General features: G+C 32.2%; 19 protein-coding genes and 1 pseudogene. 5 read left to right on the forward strand and 15 right to left on the reverse strand.

Features of this window, described 5'->3' with window-relative positions:
- Positions 1-359: 359 nt before the first annotated feature.
- A complete protein-coding gene (fbp, locus tag P8K68_RS12095; protein WP_300251309.1) occupies positions 360-1367 on the reverse strand; it encodes a class 1 fructose-bisphosphatase in 1008 nt (335 codons plus the stop codon).
- 123 nt (positions 1368-1490) lie between these two features.
- Between fbp and P8K68_RS12100 the strand changes: the two genes are divergently transcribed.
- From P8K68_RS12100 to P8K68_RS12120, 5 genes are all read left to right on the forward strand, one after another.
- Positions 1491-1970, forward strand: coding sequence for a GNAT family N-acetyltransferase (locus P8K68_RS12100; RefSeq protein ID WP_300251311.1), 480 nt, complete (start codon positions 1491-1493; stop codon positions 1968-1970).
- Between the two features lie 11 nt (positions 1971-1981).
- Positions 1982-3232, forward strand: a complete 1251-nt coding sequence (locus tag P8K68_RS12105) for an aspartate kinase (protein ID WP_300251313.1) — start codon at positions 1982-1984, stop codon at positions 3230-3232.
- 22 nt (positions 3233-3254) lie between these two features.
- Positions 3255-5081 (forward strand): lysophospholipid acyltransferase family protein, encoded by a 1827-nt coding sequence (locus P8K68_RS12110; RefSeq protein ID WP_300251315.1) that lies wholly within the window; start codon positions 3255-3257, stop codon positions 5079-5081.
- Positions 5082-5805: 724 nt separating this feature from the next.
- Positions 5806-6090, forward strand: coding sequence for a hypothetical protein (locus P8K68_RS12115; RefSeq protein ID WP_300251317.1), 285 nt, complete (start codon positions 5806-5808; stop codon positions 6088-6090).
- Positions 6091-6363: 273 nt separating this feature from the next.
- Complete coding sequence (locus tag P8K68_RS12120; RefSeq protein ID WP_300251319.1) at positions 6364-6612, forward strand: hypothetical protein; 249 nt, start codon at positions 6364-6366, stop codon at positions 6610-6612.
- Positions 6613-6879: 267 nt separating this feature from the next.
- Here the strand turns inward: P8K68_RS12120 and P8K68_RS12125 are convergent, their stop codons facing one another.
- The 14 genes and pseudogenes from P8K68_RS12125 to P8K68_RS12190 all read right to left on the reverse strand — a co-directional run bounded on the left by P8K68_RS12125 (position 6880) and on the right by P8K68_RS12190 (position 16744).
- Complete coding sequence (locus P8K68_RS12125; RefSeq protein WP_300251321.1) at positions 6880-7518, reverse strand: protein-tyrosine-phosphatase; 639 nt, start codon at positions 7516-7518, stop codon at positions 6880-6882.
- Between the two features lie 12 nt (positions 7519-7530).
- A complete protein-coding gene (locus P8K68_RS12130; RefSeq protein WP_300251323.1) occupies positions 7531-8040 on the reverse strand; it encodes a DUF6428 family protein in 510 nt (169 codons plus the stop codon).
- A 51-nt stretch (positions 8041-8091) separates the two neighbouring features.
- Positions 8092-8415, reverse strand: a complete 324-nt coding sequence (locus P8K68_RS12135) for a metalloregulator ArsR/SmtB family transcription factor (protein ID WP_300251325.1) — start codon at positions 8413-8415, stop codon at positions 8092-8094.
- 88 nt (positions 8416-8503) lie between these two features.
- Complete coding sequence (locus P8K68_RS12140; RefSeq protein ID WP_300251328.1) at positions 8504-8980, reverse strand: NINE protein; 477 nt, start codon at positions 8978-8980, stop codon at positions 8504-8506.
- A gap of 104 nt (positions 8981-9084) precedes the next feature.
- Positions 9085-9849, reverse strand: coding sequence for a sulfite exporter TauE/SafE family protein (locus tag P8K68_RS12145; RefSeq protein WP_300251330.1), 765 nt, complete (start codon positions 9847-9849; stop codon positions 9085-9087).
- Between the two features lie 131 nt (positions 9850-9980).
- Positions 9981-10337 (reverse strand): annotated as a pseudogene (locus P8K68_RS12150) (VOC family protein).
- A 48-nt stretch (positions 10338-10385) separates the two neighbouring features.
- Positions 10386-10757: a VOC family protein gene (locus P8K68_RS12155; protein WP_300251332.1), complete on the reverse strand. Its 372-nt coding sequence runs from the start codon at positions 10755-10757 to the stop codon at positions 10386-10388.
- Between the two features lie 21 nt (positions 10758-10778).
- Positions 10779-11237, reverse strand: a complete 459-nt coding sequence (locus P8K68_RS12160) for a DUF1801 domain-containing protein (protein ID WP_300251334.1) — start codon at positions 11235-11237, stop codon at positions 10779-10781.
- A gap of 138 nt (positions 11238-11375) precedes the next feature.
- Complete coding sequence (locus P8K68_RS12165) at positions 11376-12311, reverse strand: 2-hydroxyacid dehydrogenase (protein WP_300251337.1); 936 nt, start codon at positions 12309-12311, stop codon at positions 11376-11378.
- A 273-nt stretch (positions 12312-12584) separates the two neighbouring features.
- Positions 12585-13133, reverse strand: coding sequence for a CopD family protein (locus P8K68_RS12170; protein WP_300251339.1), 549 nt, complete (start codon positions 13131-13133; stop codon positions 12585-12587).
- Between the two features lie 3 nt (positions 13134-13136).
- Positions 13137-14507, reverse strand: coding sequence for an MATE family efflux transporter (locus P8K68_RS12175; protein ID WP_300251342.1), 1371 nt, complete (start codon positions 14505-14507; stop codon positions 13137-13139).
- Positions 14507-15547 carry a ferrochelatase gene (gene hemH / locus P8K68_RS12180; protein WP_300251343.1) on the reverse strand — a complete coding sequence of 347 codons (1041 nt, stop codon included), beginning with the start codon at positions 15545-15547 and terminating at the stop codon, positions 14507-14509. The genes P8K68_RS12175 and hemH overlap by 1 nt, the downstream gene beginning before the upstream one ends.
- A 62-nt stretch (positions 15548-15609) precedes the next feature.
- A complete protein-coding gene (locus P8K68_RS12185; RefSeq protein WP_300251346.1) occupies positions 15610-15780 on the reverse strand; it encodes a hypothetical protein in 171 nt (56 codons plus the stop codon).
- Positions 15781-15844: 64 nt separating this feature from the next.
- Complete coding sequence (locus P8K68_RS12190) at positions 15845-16744, reverse strand: AraC family transcriptional regulator (RefSeq protein ID WP_300251348.1); 900 nt, start codon at positions 16742-16744, stop codon at positions 15845-15847.
- Positions 16745-16888 lie beyond the last annotated feature (144 nt).

Raw genomic sequence — 16888 nt, forward strand, 5'->3', positions numbered from 1 at the left:
GCGAACTTAATAAGTTTGCCTTTTTTTATGTCTTGTTATAAAAACATAATTACATTTCAAACTCCGCTACCGCACGAACCCTTTCGTGTGGTTTCTGTAAAGCTAAACTACATATTTGTAAAAGTCTAAAATTTGCTTATTATAAAGATACCTTTTTTATATTTACAGTAAACCAATAAAGTATCTATGAGCAGAAATTATAAAATCATTATAAATTCGAACTACCACACGAAAGGATTCGTGCGGTAGCGGGGAATTATATTCAACCAATTTTTAGCTATATTTGAAAACAGGATTGAACTATAGATAATTTAACCTTGAAATTTTGAACTTACACACTTTTTAGGATAGTGTCTTTTTTATTTAGCATTCCGCATAAACTCTTCAGCTTTTTCAACCATGTTTTTGCTTCCACAAATAAAAGGTACACGTTGGTGTAACTCTGTAGGTTCAACATCCATAGTTCTAGTAAACCCATCACTAGATTTACCATTAGCCTGTTCTGCTAAAAAAGCCATTGGATTACATTCGTATAATAAACGTAATTTACCTTGTGGATTTTTCGAACTTTGCGGATATAAATAAATCCCCCCTTTTATCATATTTCTATGGAAATCAGATACTAAAGACCCTATATACCTTGATGTATAAGGTCTGTCATCTTGCTCTTGTTGGCAATATTTAATATAATTTTTTATACCCTGTGGAAAATGAATATAATTTCCTTCATTAACCGAATAAATATTCCCATCCTCTGGGAATTGCATATCTGGATGCGATAAATAAAACGAACCTATAGCTGGATTTAATGTAAACCCATTAACACCATCACCCGTAGTATACACTAACATCGTAGACGTTCCATAAACCACATATCCAGCCGCTACTTGCTGACTCCCTTTTTGTAAAAAATCTTCAAGTTGAACAGGCGTACCAATAGGCGTTACGCGTCTGTAAATTGAAAATATAGTTCCTACAGAAACATTTACATCTATATTAGAAGAACCATCTAGAGGGTCTATCAAAACCACATATTTATTCTGATGGTTTTCATCTTGACTATTAATGGCTACAAAATCATCCTCTTCCTCACTGGCAATACCACAAACAATATTTCTTTTAGTCATGGTTTGAATAAACTTTTCATTGGCATATACATCAAGTTTTTGCTGGTCTTCCCCTTGAATATTAGTGTCACCAGCAGCACCAATAATATCAACTAACCCCGCTTTATTCACCTCATGATTTACCACTTTTGCAGCCAATCGAATAGAATTTATAAGACTTGATAATTCCCCTGAAGAATATTTAAAAGAGGATTGATTTTCAATAATAAACTCTCCTAAAGTTTGCTTTTTATGAGCCATAAAGATGTATGTTTTGATTCTTGCAAATATCTATAAATTTTATCAAACTATAACGTTTTCGTAAAGTTTAAATTCTTCTATGTAATGAACTTTAAACTATATTTGAAATAATTAAAGAAAATTATGAATTTCACAATTAGAAATGCTCAAAAAGAGGATATGCCACAAGTGCTTCGTTTAATTAGAGAATTAGCTCTATTTGAAAAAGAACCTGATGCGGTTGAAGTTACTATAAAAGATTTAAAACGTGATGGCTTTGGCGAGTACCCTGCTTTTCATTGTTTTGTTGCAGAAGTAAATTCTAAAATTGAAGGTATTGCTTTAATATACAATCGTTACTCTACTTGGAAAGGTAAAATTATACACCTAGAAGATTTAATTGTTAGTAATGCTATGCGTGGGACTGGATTAGGAACTGCGCTTTTAGATCAAGTAGTTAAATACGCATACGATTTAGGCGTAAAACGCATTAACTGGGAAGTTTTAGATTGGAATGAAAATGCCATTGCCTTTTATGAAAAAAAGGGTGCAAATGTTATGCGAGATTGGGATGTAGTTCAGTTAAATGAAACAGGCATTAAAAATTATATAGCAAAATTATAATTTATATTAACATGCAAGTATTTAAGTTTGGTGGCGCTTCTATTAAAGATGCAAACGGTGTAAAAAATATAGCATCTGTTTTGCAAAAAACGGGCTATAAAAACACCTTGATTGTAGTTTCTGCAATGGGAAAAACAACAAATGCTTTAGAGGTTGTTATCAAAAACTATTTTGAAAATAAGGCTGAATTACAAAGTTCGCTTCAAGACGTAAAAAAATATCACAATCAAATATTACTCGACTTATTTGAAAACGTTAGTCATCAAGCTTTCAAAAAAGTTAAAGAGTTATTCGATGAATTAAACAGTTTTTTAAAAACTAATAAATCCCCTGATTATAACTTTGTTTATGACCAAACTATAGGTTATGGAGAACTTCTTTCAACACTAATAATTAGCGAATATTTAAACAATATTGGCTTAAAAAATAATTGGATAGACGTTAGAAATCATATTAAAACTGATAATTATTACAGGCGTGCCAATGTAAATTGGAAAGCAACTCAAGATCTCATCTCATCAAAATTCAATACCTCTGTTTTAAATATCACCCAAGGGTTTTTAGGGAGTGATAAAAATAATTTTACCACAACGCTTGGTAGAGAAGGTAGCGATTACACAGCAGCTATTTATGCTTACTGTTTAAATGCCACTAGTGTAACCATTTGGAAAGATGTTCCAGGGGTTTTAAATGCAGATCCCCGTTATTTTGAAAACCCACAATTATTAAATAAAATATCATATCGTGAGGCCATAGAATTAGCATTTTATGGCGCTTCAGTTATTCATCCAAAAACACTGCAACCTCTGCAAGGGAAAGAAATTCCACTATTTGTAAAATCTTTTTTAAATCCCGAAGCCACAGGAACTCAAATAGGAAAAAATGTAACTTTAGAACCTCTAATCCCCTGCTTTATAGTCAAAAAAAAACAAGTTTTAATTTCATTATCGTCACTTGATTTTTCGTATATCGTTGAAGAGAATATCGGTGAAATTTTCAGTCTTTTACATACCTATAAAATGAAAGTAGATGTGATTCAAAACTCTGCCATCAGTTTTTCTGTATGTGTTGATAATATTTATAATAACCTAGACAAACTATTACAACATTTAAAAGCAAAATTTAAAGTAACTTGCCATGAAAATGTCTCACTTTATACGATTCGGCACTATAACCAGTCGGCTATAAATGAAATTGAAACTGGTAAAATGGTATTGTTGAAACAATTAACACATGAAACTGTTCAAATAGTAACTAAATAGTTTATTTAGTACATTTACAACCATGGGCAAAACGGAAGACATCGGTTTAGTAAACGCAAAAGAAGTTGCAAAAGCTATTCAATTAGATAAGTATGGCTTTCTTGGTACTTTCATTGGTTGGGGGTTAATGAAAGTTCTTAAAATATCTACTCTAAATAAATTTTACAAACGTCATAAACATCTTGAAGGTGTAGATTTTCTGGATAGTATTCTGGAAGAATTTCAAATTAAATTTGAAATCCCAGAAGAAGATTTAAAACGTTTACCAAAAGATGGTGCCTATATAACCGTATCTAACCATCCGCTTGGTGGTATAGATGGTATTTTACTTTTAAAACTCATGTTAGAGCAACGCAGCGATTTTAAAATCATTGCCAATTTTCTGCTACATAGAATAGAACCTATGATACCTTATATTATGCCTGTAAACCCATTTGAAGACAGGAAAGACATAAAATCTAGTCTTGCAGGATTTAAAAACTCTATACTTCATTTAAGAGCAGGGCATCCCTTAGGTATTTTTCCTGCTGGAGAAGTATCAACGTATAGAGATGGTAAACTCGTAGTTGACAGACCTTGGGAAGAAGCTGCCATGAAACTAGTTAAAAAAGCTGAAGTCCCTGTAGTTCCCATTTATTTCCATGCTAAAAATAGCAGGTTATTTTATAAACTTTCTAAAATTAGCGATACGTTTAGAACCGCTAAATTACCATCAGAAGTACTAACACAAAAACGACGTACTATTAAGGTTAGAATTGGCAAACCTATTTCTGTTACTGATCAAAAAGAACATACTAGTCTTGATGATTTTTCAGAATTTTTAAGGCGGAAAACATATATGTTATCTCATGCTTTTGAGGACAAACCCAAAATATTAGAAAACTTATCATCTACCTTAAAAACGCCTAAAGCACCTAAAAACATTGTAACGCCAGTTGAAAATGGTTTAATGATAAAGGAAGTTGATACCCTTAGGGAGGGAGATGCTAGGCTATTACAAAGTAAAAATTATGAAGTGTTTTTGGCTCAAGCCAAAAATATGCCTAATATTCTTCGAGAAATAGGGCGTTTAAGAGAAATTACATTTAGAGAAGTTGGAGAAGGCACTAATGAAGCTATAGATTTAGACGAATTTGATGACTATTACCACCACATGTTTTTGTGGGATAATGAGAATAAAGTGCTTGCAGGTGCTTATAGAATGGGTTTAGGCTCTAAGATATTTTCGCAATTTGGTATTAATGGTTTTTATTTACAAGATTTATTTCGTTTTGAGCCAGAACTCTACAAAATGATGAGCGAATCCATTGAAATGGGTCGTGCTTTTATAATTAAAAGCTACCAACAAAAACCTATGCCTTTATTTTTACTTTGGAAAGGTATTGTGCACATTACGTTACGATACCCAGAACATAAATATTTAATTGGTGGCGTAAGTATTAGTAACCAGTTTTCAAACTTCTCAAAATCTCTGATGGTGGAGTTTATGAAATCCCATTACTACGACCCTTATATTGCACAATATGTGCATCCTAAAAAGGAGTTTAAAGTAAAATTAAAAGACGCCGACAAAGATTTTGTTTTTGATGAAGCTGAAGCCGATTTAAACAAGTTTGATAAGTTTATTGACGAAATCGAACCTGGAGCATTGCGCTTACCTGTGCTACTTAAAAAATACATTAAACAAAATGCCCGATTAGTAGCTTTTAATGTGGATCCTTTATTCAACAACTCGGTTGATGGTTTGATGTATATTAGGATTGCCGACTTACCTGAAAGCACCGTAAAACCTGTAATGGAAGAGTTTCAAGCGGAGTTGGAACGTAAATTAGAAAGTAAGATTGAATAAAACACATGTGTTCCAAACTAAAGTTTTAATTTGGGCGTTACCACAAGGGTTGGGCTTTATTCGCTGGTTTATATTTTAAATTATTGAACTCATGAATATGAATATTTCACTACTCGCTTCCTCCTATCGTCGCCGAGCTCAAACAAAGCGTTCAATCACTAACGCGAAAAAAAGACCAAACTTGAAGGATCTGAAAACGCTAAATAAACAAGATTATTAGTAATACCAAATAAACTTTAAAACTGTATAATCAACCTGACCTGAAAGCTTAAATTTCTTTATCACAATTAAGCGGAGCTTATCTGTACGGTGTAATAATGAACCTCTAAAATAGAGTGATTCAAAATTTTTCATAAAATGCTTTTACGGGAAAACCACAGCAATACTTTAACTTTTTAATGACGTGTGTAAAATTTTACAAAAAAGTTTGCTTTTTCCTATTTTTCTTTTTTTACATTTGAAGTGTTCAAAAGTAAAGTTTTGTTTAAGTCTTTACAAAATAATGTTTTTGAACAAACATGTTGCAACAAAATCAGCGCTGATTATTTTTTGTTCTCCCTTAAAACTAAATATTGACAAAAAAGGTTTAAATTTTAGACTGCTTAAATCATTACAAATAGGCTAAATTCATAGACTATAAATTTTAGACTGAAATAGACTGGTTAATATTTTGTTAAACCAAACGGTCATCATATTGTATTGACTGTTATAAAGATTTATAACTATGAAAATTTTAGATCAAATTAATGACACAACTTTAAAAGTAGCAAAAGGGTTTTTAGCAATTTTTGTGCTTAAAGTATTTCTTTTATGTGGAGTTTTAATTTTCCAATCTTGTGAAGTGGATTCTAACAAAGACTACGAAACTTCTCAAAAAGAAATTGCTATCGACAATTTTGAAAAGTTAGTTTCAAGTAATGCTTCAAATATAGAAGGCTATGTAAATAATGAAAGAGATTTATTTTTAGCAAGAAATAGTAATAAAGGAAAAAGTACTGAATTAGACTAAAGAAAAGCTAAAGCAACTGTAATTCCTTTAATTAATGGGTCTAAAGATCTGCTAACTAATTACGATATAAATGAAGAAGATTTAAACAATATCTTTGGTGACTCTAATGATCCAAGAATAGCTATTTTAGGTCTATTAACTTTAAGAATTGAAATGCTTTTAAAGCAAAATTCTAATATATCATTTACAGAGAGTAAAACCGTTAGCAATATATTTTTTAGTAGTGCGTATGCTCAGTCAACACTACAAGTAGTAGATTGTGCACTTATAGCAATGAGGCTCCCCGCTGGTTTAGTAATTGGTAGTGCAAAAAATTTAGGAACAAAAGCAATACTTAAAGCTGCTGGAAAATTAGCTGGAAGAGCTGTAGGATGGATAGGAATGGCTGTAGCAACTTATCAATTTATAAGATGCCTTGAAAATCTTCCAAGAGAGGATATGAGTACTTATTTTCCAGAAATAGCAATAGAGTTGGAGTTGACTCTTCTTCCTTGGGATGAAGGCGAGCCATTAAGTATTTAAAAATCAATAAAAACCTTTTTTTTAGTCAAAAACATTCCTTGTGGAAACTTTAGATTTAATATTAAACTATTTAGCTATAGCCTTATATGGTTACATTCTTTTTTTAATCTATGAAAAAATTAAAGTAGAGACTTCATCCAAACACAAAATTATTTATATTTTAACCTTTGTTCTTTTATTATTATTATTGACAAGAGCTTTTTTTTAGATTATCCTAAAAAATAAAAACTAATTACACAACTTGTAATAGCTAAAACTGTTCCAGTTTTAGCTATTACGCTTTTGTTTTAAACTAGAAAATACAAACTTCATTTCTGTTGCTATTTGCAAACTTCTTTTTCGATACGTTTCTGTTTGTTGTGGTGTTCCATCAGATTTTTTTGGGTCTTCGTAAGTTATTGCTATCCGCTCATCACATCCAAAAACCATAGGGCAACCTTTATCTGCTGAAGAACAAGTCATGATAGCTGCAAATTCTGAAGCAGGATTAAAATCGTCACTAAATTGTTTTGAAAACGCTATAATAGCAGGTTCGTTTTCTGAAAACTTAATACTGTAAACAGGATTATTTTCTTCAGACAATTTATTAATTTTAAAGCCTTGATTATTTAAAGTCTCTCCTACTTTTGGAAACATGGCCGTGGCTTCTGTTCCTCCAGAATAACAGGATACATTATTAATATTATAATACGCTGCCATAGTTTGTGCCCAAATTTGAGACAAGTGACTACGACGCGAATTATGTGTGCAAATGAAATTTAACCGAATGGATTTGTTTGTTTTAATCTTATCTTTTAAATAGTCTATTAAAGGCTCAAGTATAGCTTTTCTTTCTTCTGAAATCTCCGTTATTTCTAATGATTCTATAGTATTAGAAATGGTTTCAAACAACTTTGTATGATTCATATTATTTATTAATTAACAGCAACCCAAACTAGGGGAACAACAAGATTCTACATTCTCAACTATTTTTTCAGCAGCTTCAACAATTTTTTCAGGTATGCCACAAATTTCTTTAGCTTTACAGTCTGTTTTTTCGATGGCTAATTTAAGGATTAAGTTATCTCCATGTATTTCAAAATCATTAACAAATAGCTGTGCCGTATGGAAATTTGCATTACTATATTCAAATTTTACTTCTGATTCTAAATCAAAAGCTTTCATTTCTCCAACCTTTTTGAGAATTGCCAAAGCTTTGTAAGCGCTCATATAGTCCGTTTTTCCTTTTTCTAAAGGACTTTCCCATAATTGAATAATGGTTTCGTTCCATGAATCGGTTTGAGCTCCGCAATCTACGGAGTCTACAACAATATGCTTTACTTCAGTAATATGATAATTGGCACCTACCAATAAATTTGGTGCATATTCAAATAATAAAGATTTTTGTTTATTATTTTCTAGTACTTTAAAAAATTCTTGTGTCTTCATATTAATAATAGTTATTTCGATTGTGTGAAATCATTAAATCTTCGTTAAACACTAACAGCAATTTGTTTTTGTTTTATTAAAAAAGCTGTTTAGTTGGTTTTGAATATCTATCCAACGTTCAATATTTATGCAATAGCACATGCGCTTTCCTTCTACCTCCCCATTAAGTAAACCAATACTTTTAAGCTCTTTTAAATGTTGAGATATTGTAGCTTGTGCTAACCCAATTTCTTCAACCAAATCATTACAAATACATGCGTTTTGATTGCTTATATATTGCAAAATAGCTACACGAGCGGGATGCCCTAACACTTTAAAAAACTGTGCTAAATCATTTTGATTGTCTGTAAAAATTTGTGACTTAGTAATACCCATTATATAATTATATATTGCAATATTACGATGTTAAATTTGAATAAAAAAGTCAAAAGACTATACTTTTGACTTTTTTAAAATATATCTATTAAAACCAAGGTTTTTTACCTGCTTGATACGTATTATAAAACTCTTCATCAGATTTAGTTAAGTACATAATACCTTCGACTAAACCTATTACTGAAACAATCATCGTTGGAATGCCACATAAAAACCACCCTAAAACACCAACAGCAGCCATTATAGCACCTTCTTTGTTGTATCCTAAAATAAATTTATGAACACCAAGCCAGCCTAATAAAATAGCAAGTATTCCAGCTAATACTTTCTTATTTTCTCCAGAACTAAAAGTTTCTTTAGCACTTTCACTAAACTCTGAAGCCGTTTTTTTAGCATCACTAGCAAATTCCTTTGCTTTTTCTTTAGCATCTCCTGCTAGTTCCTTGGCATCGTCTGCTAGCTCGCTTGCTTTATCACTTACTTTATCGGCAGCTTTTTTTGCACCATCTTTAGCATCACCTAACATATCGTTTAGGTCATCACTTAAATTTTTGTCGTCAGCCATTTTAATATTTTTTTTGGTTATACTGTAAAATTAATAAAAAATAAATGGCTTTGTAATTATATGTCATTTAAGTTAACTTAATGTTGCACAAACAATTAAATTAATTATTTAAATAACATGATAACGCCACCAATAGCGGTAATAATTAAAATAAAACGCCTGTAATTTACATTTGAAATTAATTTTATAATGTATGCGCCTAAGAAAAATCCAATAATTACAGCAGGAATTAGCACTGAGTTTAAAATCAATGTTTGGGTAGTAACCGTTTTCCAAATAAAAATATGAAAGGGTAGTTTAAATATATTTATAATGAAAAACAACCAAGCTGCGGTTCCGATAAATTCATTTTTTGGAAACCGCATTGCAAGAAAATAAACATTAGAAATAGGACCAGCAAGGTTTCCAATCATAGTCATAAAACCAGTTAAAAACCCTATAACTATAGCAAAGAATTTGTTAGTTGGCACTTTATTAGATTTTCTGATTTCAGTATAAAACATGATACCAACAGAAACAATTATTATAATTGCCATTAATTTTTTAAATAGTGTTTCAGAAATATCATTCCCAATCCAAACTCCAACTAAAACACCAACAATCATCCAAGGGATTAACTTTTTAATAATTTGCCATTGAACATGTTTTATATAATAAGTAACTGCAAAAATATCAGCACAAATTAACAGTGGAAGCAAAATGCCTGTTGATGCTTTTTCGCCAAAAACGAAAGCAAGTATGATAACAATTATAATGCCTATTCCTTTTATACCAGCTTTAGATAAACCCAATAAAAAAACTGCAAAACCAATAGCTATCCATTGTATGGCAGTTAAATTGTAGGATTGAAGAATTTCTAAGTAAGTCAATATGTTCTATATAATAAAAGGCCAAATTACGGGAATTTTTTAAATTTTGAATAAAGATTCCCGATTTCTCGGGAATGACAATTTCAACTGAAATCTCTTAGCAAAAAAGGCGAAGAGAAATTTTTTATCATTTACAAAAATGCGGAATCTATAGGCTCCCAAAGTTCAATTTTATTGCCATCGTTATCCAAAATCCATCCGAATTTTCCATACTCGTACTCTTCAACTTCACCAACAATAGTAACCCCTTCCTCTTTTAAAACTTCAAGTAGTTTCTTTAGATTTTCAACACGATAGTTGAACATAAAATCTTTTTTTGAAGGCTCGTAATATTTTGTATCTTCTGGGAAAGGACTCTATTGTGTTGAACAATCTTTCCCTGCTGCATCTTTCCACCAAAAGGTGCAACCATAATCATCGCTATTAAAACCAAGATGTTTTTTATACCAATCTTTTGATGCTTTTGGGTCTTTAGTTTTAAAAAACAATCAACCAATTCCCGTTACTCGATTTTTCATATTGTAGGTGCTACAAGGTTATACATGCTGATCGATGAGTATGGCATTGCCATCGGGATCGTTCAAAACTATACTTGCTGGACCGGAGGTGTTTTCTTCGACCTCTTTTTCTAATTTTATATGATTATCCTTTAGGTGCTTTTGAATTGTTCTAACATCTTCAAAATCGCCCACTTTAGTAGCACTTTCATCCCAACCAGGGTTAAAGGTTAATATGTTTTGTTCAAACATACCCTGAAATAACCCGATGAGTGCGTTACCATTTTTCATGATAAGGTAATTGTTTTTAATATCTCCTGCGAATACACTAAACCCAAGCGTTTCGTAAAATTGCTTTGATGCATTAATATCTTTAACGTTTAAACTTACTGAAAAGGCTCCTAATTTCATGATTTAATTATTTTAAGGTTTTTATTTCTTTTTAATATTGGTTTCATAAATGTCTATCCATGCCTTCACAGATAACTGTGTACATAATTCTGCAATTAAGTCATACGGGATGTCTTCAATGTTTTTAAATCGGATACAACTTTTTCCCATATCTAATTTTCGCTTACTGTGTTTTGGGAATTCAGATACAAACCAATCATGAATTTTTGGTACGGCATAAATCCCACTATGATAAAGATTAATTGAACTTTTTTGAGAAGCAAAACTCATAAAAGGTAATGGTTCTTTTGGTGAGCAATGATAGCCGTCTGGATATATGGAATGTGGCACGTAATACCCAATCATACCATATTGAATACCTTCTTGAAACTCTTTTGGTAAATTTTCATTGATGATAGTACGTAGTTTTTTTAAAACCGGCTGACGCTCTTCTGGAACTTGACTAATATAGTCTTCTGGCGAGCTCGCTTTATATTGCATAAGAAGTTGGTTTTGAAAAGACTAAAGTTAATAAAATAAATCCATGCTAGTATAAGTGATTTTGAAATCATTAAAAATAGTACTGAAAACTAATGGAATTAAACGTTTTAATACTCCCTTATTTTATGGGGACTTTAACTAAAAAAACTTTGCTATAATTTTATCGACTATGGTTTGGGCTAGTTTTTCTTTACTCTCAATAGTCCAACCCGCTACATGAGGCGATAATAAAACATTTTCTGAATCTATTAAATATTGGAAAGCTTCTGGCAATTCTGACGAAAAAAGTGTTTCAAAAGATGCTTTTTCATATTCTAGAACATCTAATCCTGCGCCTAATATTTTTTCTGATTTTAATGCGGAAACTAAATCTGCTGTTACAACACTTTTTCCTCTTGCCGTATTAAAGAACCAAAACGATTTTTTAAATTGATTAATGAATTCTGAATTAATCATATTAAGCGTTAACGGTGTTTGTGGGGTGTGCAAACTCAATACATCAACCTTTTCTTGGAATTCTTTTAGCGTGACTTGTTTTGCGTTTTTATCGCCAACATTTTCTTTTATATCATAACAAAGTACCTCAACATCGAAACCGCGAAGTTTTTTTGCAAAGGCTTTTCCCATATTGCCGTAGCCTATAAGACCAACTGTTCTCCCGTCTAGTTCGATACCTCGATTATCTTCTCTTAACCATTTTCCAGACCGAACCTCAGCATCTGCTTTGTTGAGTTTATTAAAAAGTGAGAGTAGCATACCCAAAGTATGTTCGCCAACAGCGTTTCTATTTCCTTCTGGTGCTGAAATTAAATATACCCCTTTTTGTTTGGCATAATCGCAATCTATATTTTCTAATCCCGCGCCAACACGAGCTATAAATTTTAGATTTTTTGCGGCATCCAGAAATTGTTTGTCTATGGAGAAACGACTTCTTAAAACGATGCCATCATAATTATGAATTTTTGCTTCAATGGCTTCTTTTGAGGACTTGTAATCTTCATGATTTATGAAACCTAAATCGTTTAATTGACTGATTAGTAAGTTGTGATTGGTGTCGAGGTGGAGGATTTTCATGTTGTAAAATTACGGAGTTTTGATTTGAAAAGAAAGGGAGATTTATATTATACTGATTCCTTAGAATTGTAACGCAGAGATTTTTAACCCTTCCGTCTTTAATCCCGAAAATATCGGAATGAAATCCACCTTACCTTAAAACAAGGTAAGGAGTTGTTTCGTAGGTTGCTTGCGTTAGGGACTTGTAACGGAAAGCCCGACCATTGTGGTAACGCCCAACTTCTCGATACAATTTTGATAAAAAAAATCAAAATCACTCGAAATGACAATTATTTAAGCTTCCGGGTTTTTGTCTCTAAAATTTTTATAAACTTTGAAACCTAACATGATAAGCACGCCTAAAACGACAATACCAATGATGCCCCAAACCCAATTGATGGCACTTTGCAGAATAACTAGAAAAACGACTGCGAATAGTATGAATGTGGCACCCTCGTTCCAGATACGCATGTAACTTGATGTTTTTTTTACGACACCGTTTTGTAATTGATTAAAATATTGATGCGTTTTTAGGTGATAAATGAAGAGCAGCAATACGAATGCTAGTTTTACATGCATCCAAGGTTGTTGGAGCCAATACGGTTGTAATATGAGTAACCATACGGCGAATAGTGTTGCTAAAATGGCTGATGGCCATGTGATGATGTACCACAGGCGTTTTGCCATAAGTTTGAGCTGTTTGCCAAGGATTTCTTTGTCTGGTGATGGTTTATAAAAGGCTTCTATTTGATATACAAAAAGTCTTGGGATATAAAACAAACCGGCAAACCAAGTGATTACAAAAATAAGATGAAAGGCTTTTATGTATTGGTAATATTCCATAGTTTAAGTAATATGAGTTGCAAATTTACTTTCTGGCTTTAAGTTCTGAATAATTTCTCTATTTAGAAAATATGCTGTTACAATTGTTGCTAATATATCTGAAATAGGGAATGCTATCCAGACGCCTAATTCGCCATAAAATATTGGTAAAATAAAAATTAGTGGAATAAAGAAAAACCCTTGTCTTGTTAGTGTTAATATCAGGGCTTGTTTTGCTTTACCAATGGCCTGAAAATATGCTGCACCTATAAGCTGTAAGGCAATTATTGGGGTAGCAGCAAATACCCATCGCATGGCTGGAGGTGTTTGTGAAATTACTTTTGGGTTATCGGTAAAAAGCCTTGTTATCGCCTCAGGGAAAACCATTAATAAAATAAAAACTATGGTTGCTAAACCTGCTGCATATTTAATGGCTGTATAAATACTTTCTCTAACTCTTGCATATTTGAGAGCGCCATAATTAAATCCTGCAATGGGTAAGAACCCTTGCGTTATTCCATAAACGGGAAACAATGCGAACATAAGCATACGTCCAACAATAGCATAAGCTGTTACTGATGTTTCGCCACCTAAATTGAATAAAATATTATTCATAAATAAATAGGTTATACTAACTACAGCTTGTCTTGCAAGTGTAACAAAACCTAATGACCCTATCTCTAAAACAATAGGTTTATTAAGGCCAAAATGGTGTTTCTTTATTTTTAGTTCGGAGTTTTTGGATAAGAAAAACCAAAATATGAATGCAAAACAAAATACATAAGCCAATGTCGTTGCCCATGCGGCACCTGCCATTCCTAAATCTAAAACATTAATAAAAATATAGTCTAAAACGAGATTACCTACCGATGGAATCATCATAGCATACATGGCAAACTTTGGTTTTCCTTCTGCCCGAATCACCGTATTTCCCATCATGGAAAGTGCTAAAAAGGGCACACCATAAAGCACGATAATGTAATAGATTTTAGCGGGTTCTAAAATATTTCCCTTTCCTCCGAAAGCGGGAACAATAGCATCAACAAACCATAACCCTAAAATAACCATAGAGACTGTTAACACTAGAGTTAGTGTAATTTGGTTACCAAAGGTTTTTAGTGCTTTTTCAATAGTATTTGCGCCTAAAGCTCTCGATATTATTGAAGAACCACCAACACCTATAGACATGCCCAAAGCCGCTATAAAAAACGATACGGGCAAAACTACATTAATGGCGGCAATAGCTGTAGATCCTATCCATTGTCCTACAAAAATAGTGTCTATCAATATATTTAGAGACATTACTAAAATACCTATTGATGCGGGAATTGCTTGCTTAACTAGGAGTTTATTTATGGGAAGTGTGCCTAAATCTTGTGATGCTATTTTAGCCATTAAACGGTTAATGGATTTTTAACAGGAGACCATTCCACAGCGATATTAGCAACAACTTGAGCAAAATCTTCACGATCGTTTAAGCATGGAATCACCGTAAATTCTTTTCCGCCAACTTCATGGAAAATCTCTTCGCCTTCCATTGCAATCTCTTCTAAAGTTTCTAAACAATCACTTACAAATGCTGGTGTAACAATAGCCATTTTTTTGACTCCCGCTTTACCCATACGTTCTATAGTACGATCTGTATAAGGTTGCAACCATGGATCAAAACCCAGTCTAGATTGAAACGACGTGGAGTATGTACCATTTTTTAAACCTAATGTTTTAGCGACATTAACCGTGGTAATTTCACATTGGTGTCGGTAACAAAACTCGTGTTGTTCGCTTCCTTTTTTAAAGCAACATTTTCCATCCATTTTACAATTACCATTAGTCACATCACTTTTACGAATATGGCGTTCTGGAACACCATGATAACTAAAAAGTATATGCTCATAGTCTAAACCATCAAGGGTTTCTGCTATACTTTTAGAAAGTGCATTTATATAATCTTCTCGCTGATAAAAGGCTGGAGTTCGTGTTATTTTTAAATTCGGAAAATATTCGGCAACCAATTCGTCTACTTTAACATCAATTGTTTCGGTAGTTGCCATTGCAAATTGCGGGTATAGTGGAATGGTTTTTATTTCTGTACAACCTTTATCTACTAATTCTTGAAGCCCCTTTTTAATGGTCATACTTCCATATCGCATGGCTAGTGCTACAGGCATTTCTAGTTTTTCTTGTACTTTGTCTTGAAGCTTTTCAGATAATACTATAAGTGGAGACCCCTCTTTCCACCATATTTTTTTGTAGGCTGCGGCAGATTGTTTTGGTCTTGTATTTAATATAATACCTTTAACTAAAAGCGTTCTGGCCCAAAGTGGCACGTCTATAACGCGCTCGTCCATTAAAAACTCTCCTAAATATTTTTTGACATCTTTTGGTTCTGGGCTATCTGGTGAACCAAGATTTACTAATAAGATTCCTTTTTTCATAATGCAAAAATACGATAGAAATTTCAATCATAAAATCTAGTGAGAAATAATTACGAAACGGGTTACTTTGAAGACTCTTTCTCTTCAGCTCTTTGCTGATGATATAACTTAGGTCGCTCCTCAGTATAATCACAATCTTGAAAAATACCGCAAGACACATTAGTACGCGCTAACGATTTGCTAACAGTCATGTTTTTTGATAGAGCTTCTATTTCCGGAGTTAGGTATTTCATAATTTAACGGAGGTTTCTTTATAAATTAGTCTAAGCGACATCTCATAGCTTACATTTTCAAATGTTAACCCAAAGACATCACATATTTCTTAGGTGTTGTGCCATATTTCTTTTTAAAAGCAGCAATAAAATGACTAGATGTACTGTATCCAATCTTATGCCCTACTTCATTTACATTATCATTCCCAGCTTCTAAAAGTTTTCTAGCCACTTCCATTTTGTAATCAAATAAAAAACTAAACACAGAATCGCCATAAATTTGTTTAAAACCTTCTTTTAATTTTTTTAGGCTCAATCCTATTTCATCTGCTAATTCCTGTAAACTTGGTGGTTCTGCCATACGACCTATTATAATATCTTTTGCCTTTCTAATTTTTATCACATTAGTTTCGTCAACTAAAAATGGGCATTGCTCAATATCAGCATCTTCACTTCTGTTAAAATACAAACTTAACAACTCGTAAGCCTTTCCTTTAAAATATAGAGGTTTTATAGATTGGTTTAGATTATAATTAATTAACTGATTTAATACAATGGCCATTGAGGGCGATATAACACCATCTTTGTAATACTTTTTATCTTTATTATCTTCACTTAAAAATGTTATATAATCTGCTTCATGAGAAAAAAAACCATGAAATTTTTTAATAGATATTAAAACAGATACGATCCAAGAATGTGGATTGATCTCTAAATTTATTGGCAGATCGCGTTGTGGGTTATATAATAATAATGAATTCTCTTCAAGAATATTTAATCGATATCTACCTTCATTAAAAACAAATTGACTTGACCCTTTGATACAAAAATGAAATTGAATATAATCGCTATCTATTTCTTTTGCAATTGATTGCACAAGGTTATCTTCATTCTTATGCGCCAATACAAAAACACCATCATCCACTTTTGTTTCTTCAAAAGAACTTTTAGCGATACTTTTATTAGTATTTAATTCTTGATTCATATCTCTTTTATTTAGATTGGTTCTAAATTAAATGTTTAAAACCTGCGTAATTCAGTACAAAAATATGATATTTATCATGTATTACGAAAAAACGATGTTAAAAAACCAAAAACGACACTAAAAGTTCTTTGAGCGTTACTTTTT

This window comes from Algibacter sp. (assembly GCF_029245835.1).
In the GTDB taxonomy this organism is placed as follows: domain Bacteria; phylum Bacteroidota; class Bacteroidia; order Flavobacteriales; family Flavobacteriaceae; genus Algibacter_B.

Bases quoted from the DNA above. Each gene is read 5' to 3' on its own strand.
- fbp (WP_300251309.1), bottom strand. From the start codon at position 1,367: ATGGCTCATAAAAAGCAAACTTTAGGAGAGTTTATTATTGAAAATCAA.
- P8K68_RS12100 (WP_300251311.1), top strand. From the start codon at position 1,491: ATGAATTTCACAATTAGAAATGCTCAAAAAGAGGATATGCCACAAGTG.
- P8K68_RS12105 (WP_300251313.1), top strand. From the start codon at position 1,982: ATGCAAGTATTTAAGTTTGGTGGCGCTTCTATTAAAGATGCAAACGGT.
- P8K68_RS12110 (WP_300251315.1), top strand. From the start codon at position 3,255: ATGGGCAAAACGGAAGACATCGGTTTAGTAAACGCAAAAGAAGTTGCA.
- P8K68_RS12115 (WP_300251317.1), top strand. From the start codon at position 5,806: ATGAAAATTTTAGATCAAATTAATGACACAACTTTAAAAGTAGCAAAA.
- P8K68_RS12120 (WP_300251319.1), top strand. From the start codon at position 6,364: ATGAGGCTCCCCGCTGGTTTAGTAATTGGTAGTGCAAAAAATTTAGGA.
- P8K68_RS12125 (WP_300251321.1), bottom strand. From the start codon at position 7,518: ATGAATCATACAAAGTTGTTTGAAACCATTTCTAATACTATAGAATCA.
- P8K68_RS12130 (WP_300251323.1), bottom strand. From the start codon at position 8,040: ATGAAGACACAAGAATTTTTTAAAGTACTAGAAAATAATAAACAAAAA.
- P8K68_RS12135 (WP_300251325.1), bottom strand. From the start codon at position 8,415: ATGGGTATTACTAAGTCACAAATTTTTACAGACAATCAAAATGATTTA.
- P8K68_RS12140 (WP_300251328.1), bottom strand. From the start codon at position 8,980: ATGGCTGACGACAAAAATTTAAGTGATGACCTAAACGATATGTTAGGT.
- P8K68_RS12155 (WP_300251332.1), bottom strand. From the start codon at position 10,757: ATGAAATTAGGAGCCTTTTCAGTAAGTTTAAACGTTAAAGATATTAAT.
- P8K68_RS12160 (WP_300251334.1), bottom strand. From the start codon at position 11,237: ATGCAATATAAAGCGAGCTCGCCAGAAGACTATATTAGTCAAGTTCCA.
- P8K68_RS12165 (WP_300251337.1), bottom strand. From the start codon at position 12,311: ATGAAAATCCTCCACCTCGACACCAATCACAACTTACTAATCAGTCAA.
- P8K68_RS12170 (WP_300251339.1), bottom strand. From the start codon at position 13,133: ATGGAATATTACCAATACATAAAAGCCTTTCATCTTATTTTTGTAATC.
- P8K68_RS12175 (WP_300251342.1), bottom strand. From the start codon at position 14,507: ATGGCTAAAATAGCATCACAAGATTTAGGCACACTTCCCATAAATAAA.
- hemH (WP_300251343.1), bottom strand. From the start codon at position 15,547: ATGAAAAAAGGAATCTTATTAGTAAATCTTGGTTCACCAGATAGCCCA.
- P8K68_RS12185 (WP_300251346.1), bottom strand. From the start codon at position 15,780: ATGAAATACCTAACTCCGGAAATAGAAGCTCTATCAAAAAACATGACT.
- P8K68_RS12190 (WP_300251348.1), bottom strand. From the start codon at position 16,744: ATGAATCAAGAATTAAATACTAATAAAAGTATCGCTAAAAGTTCTTTT.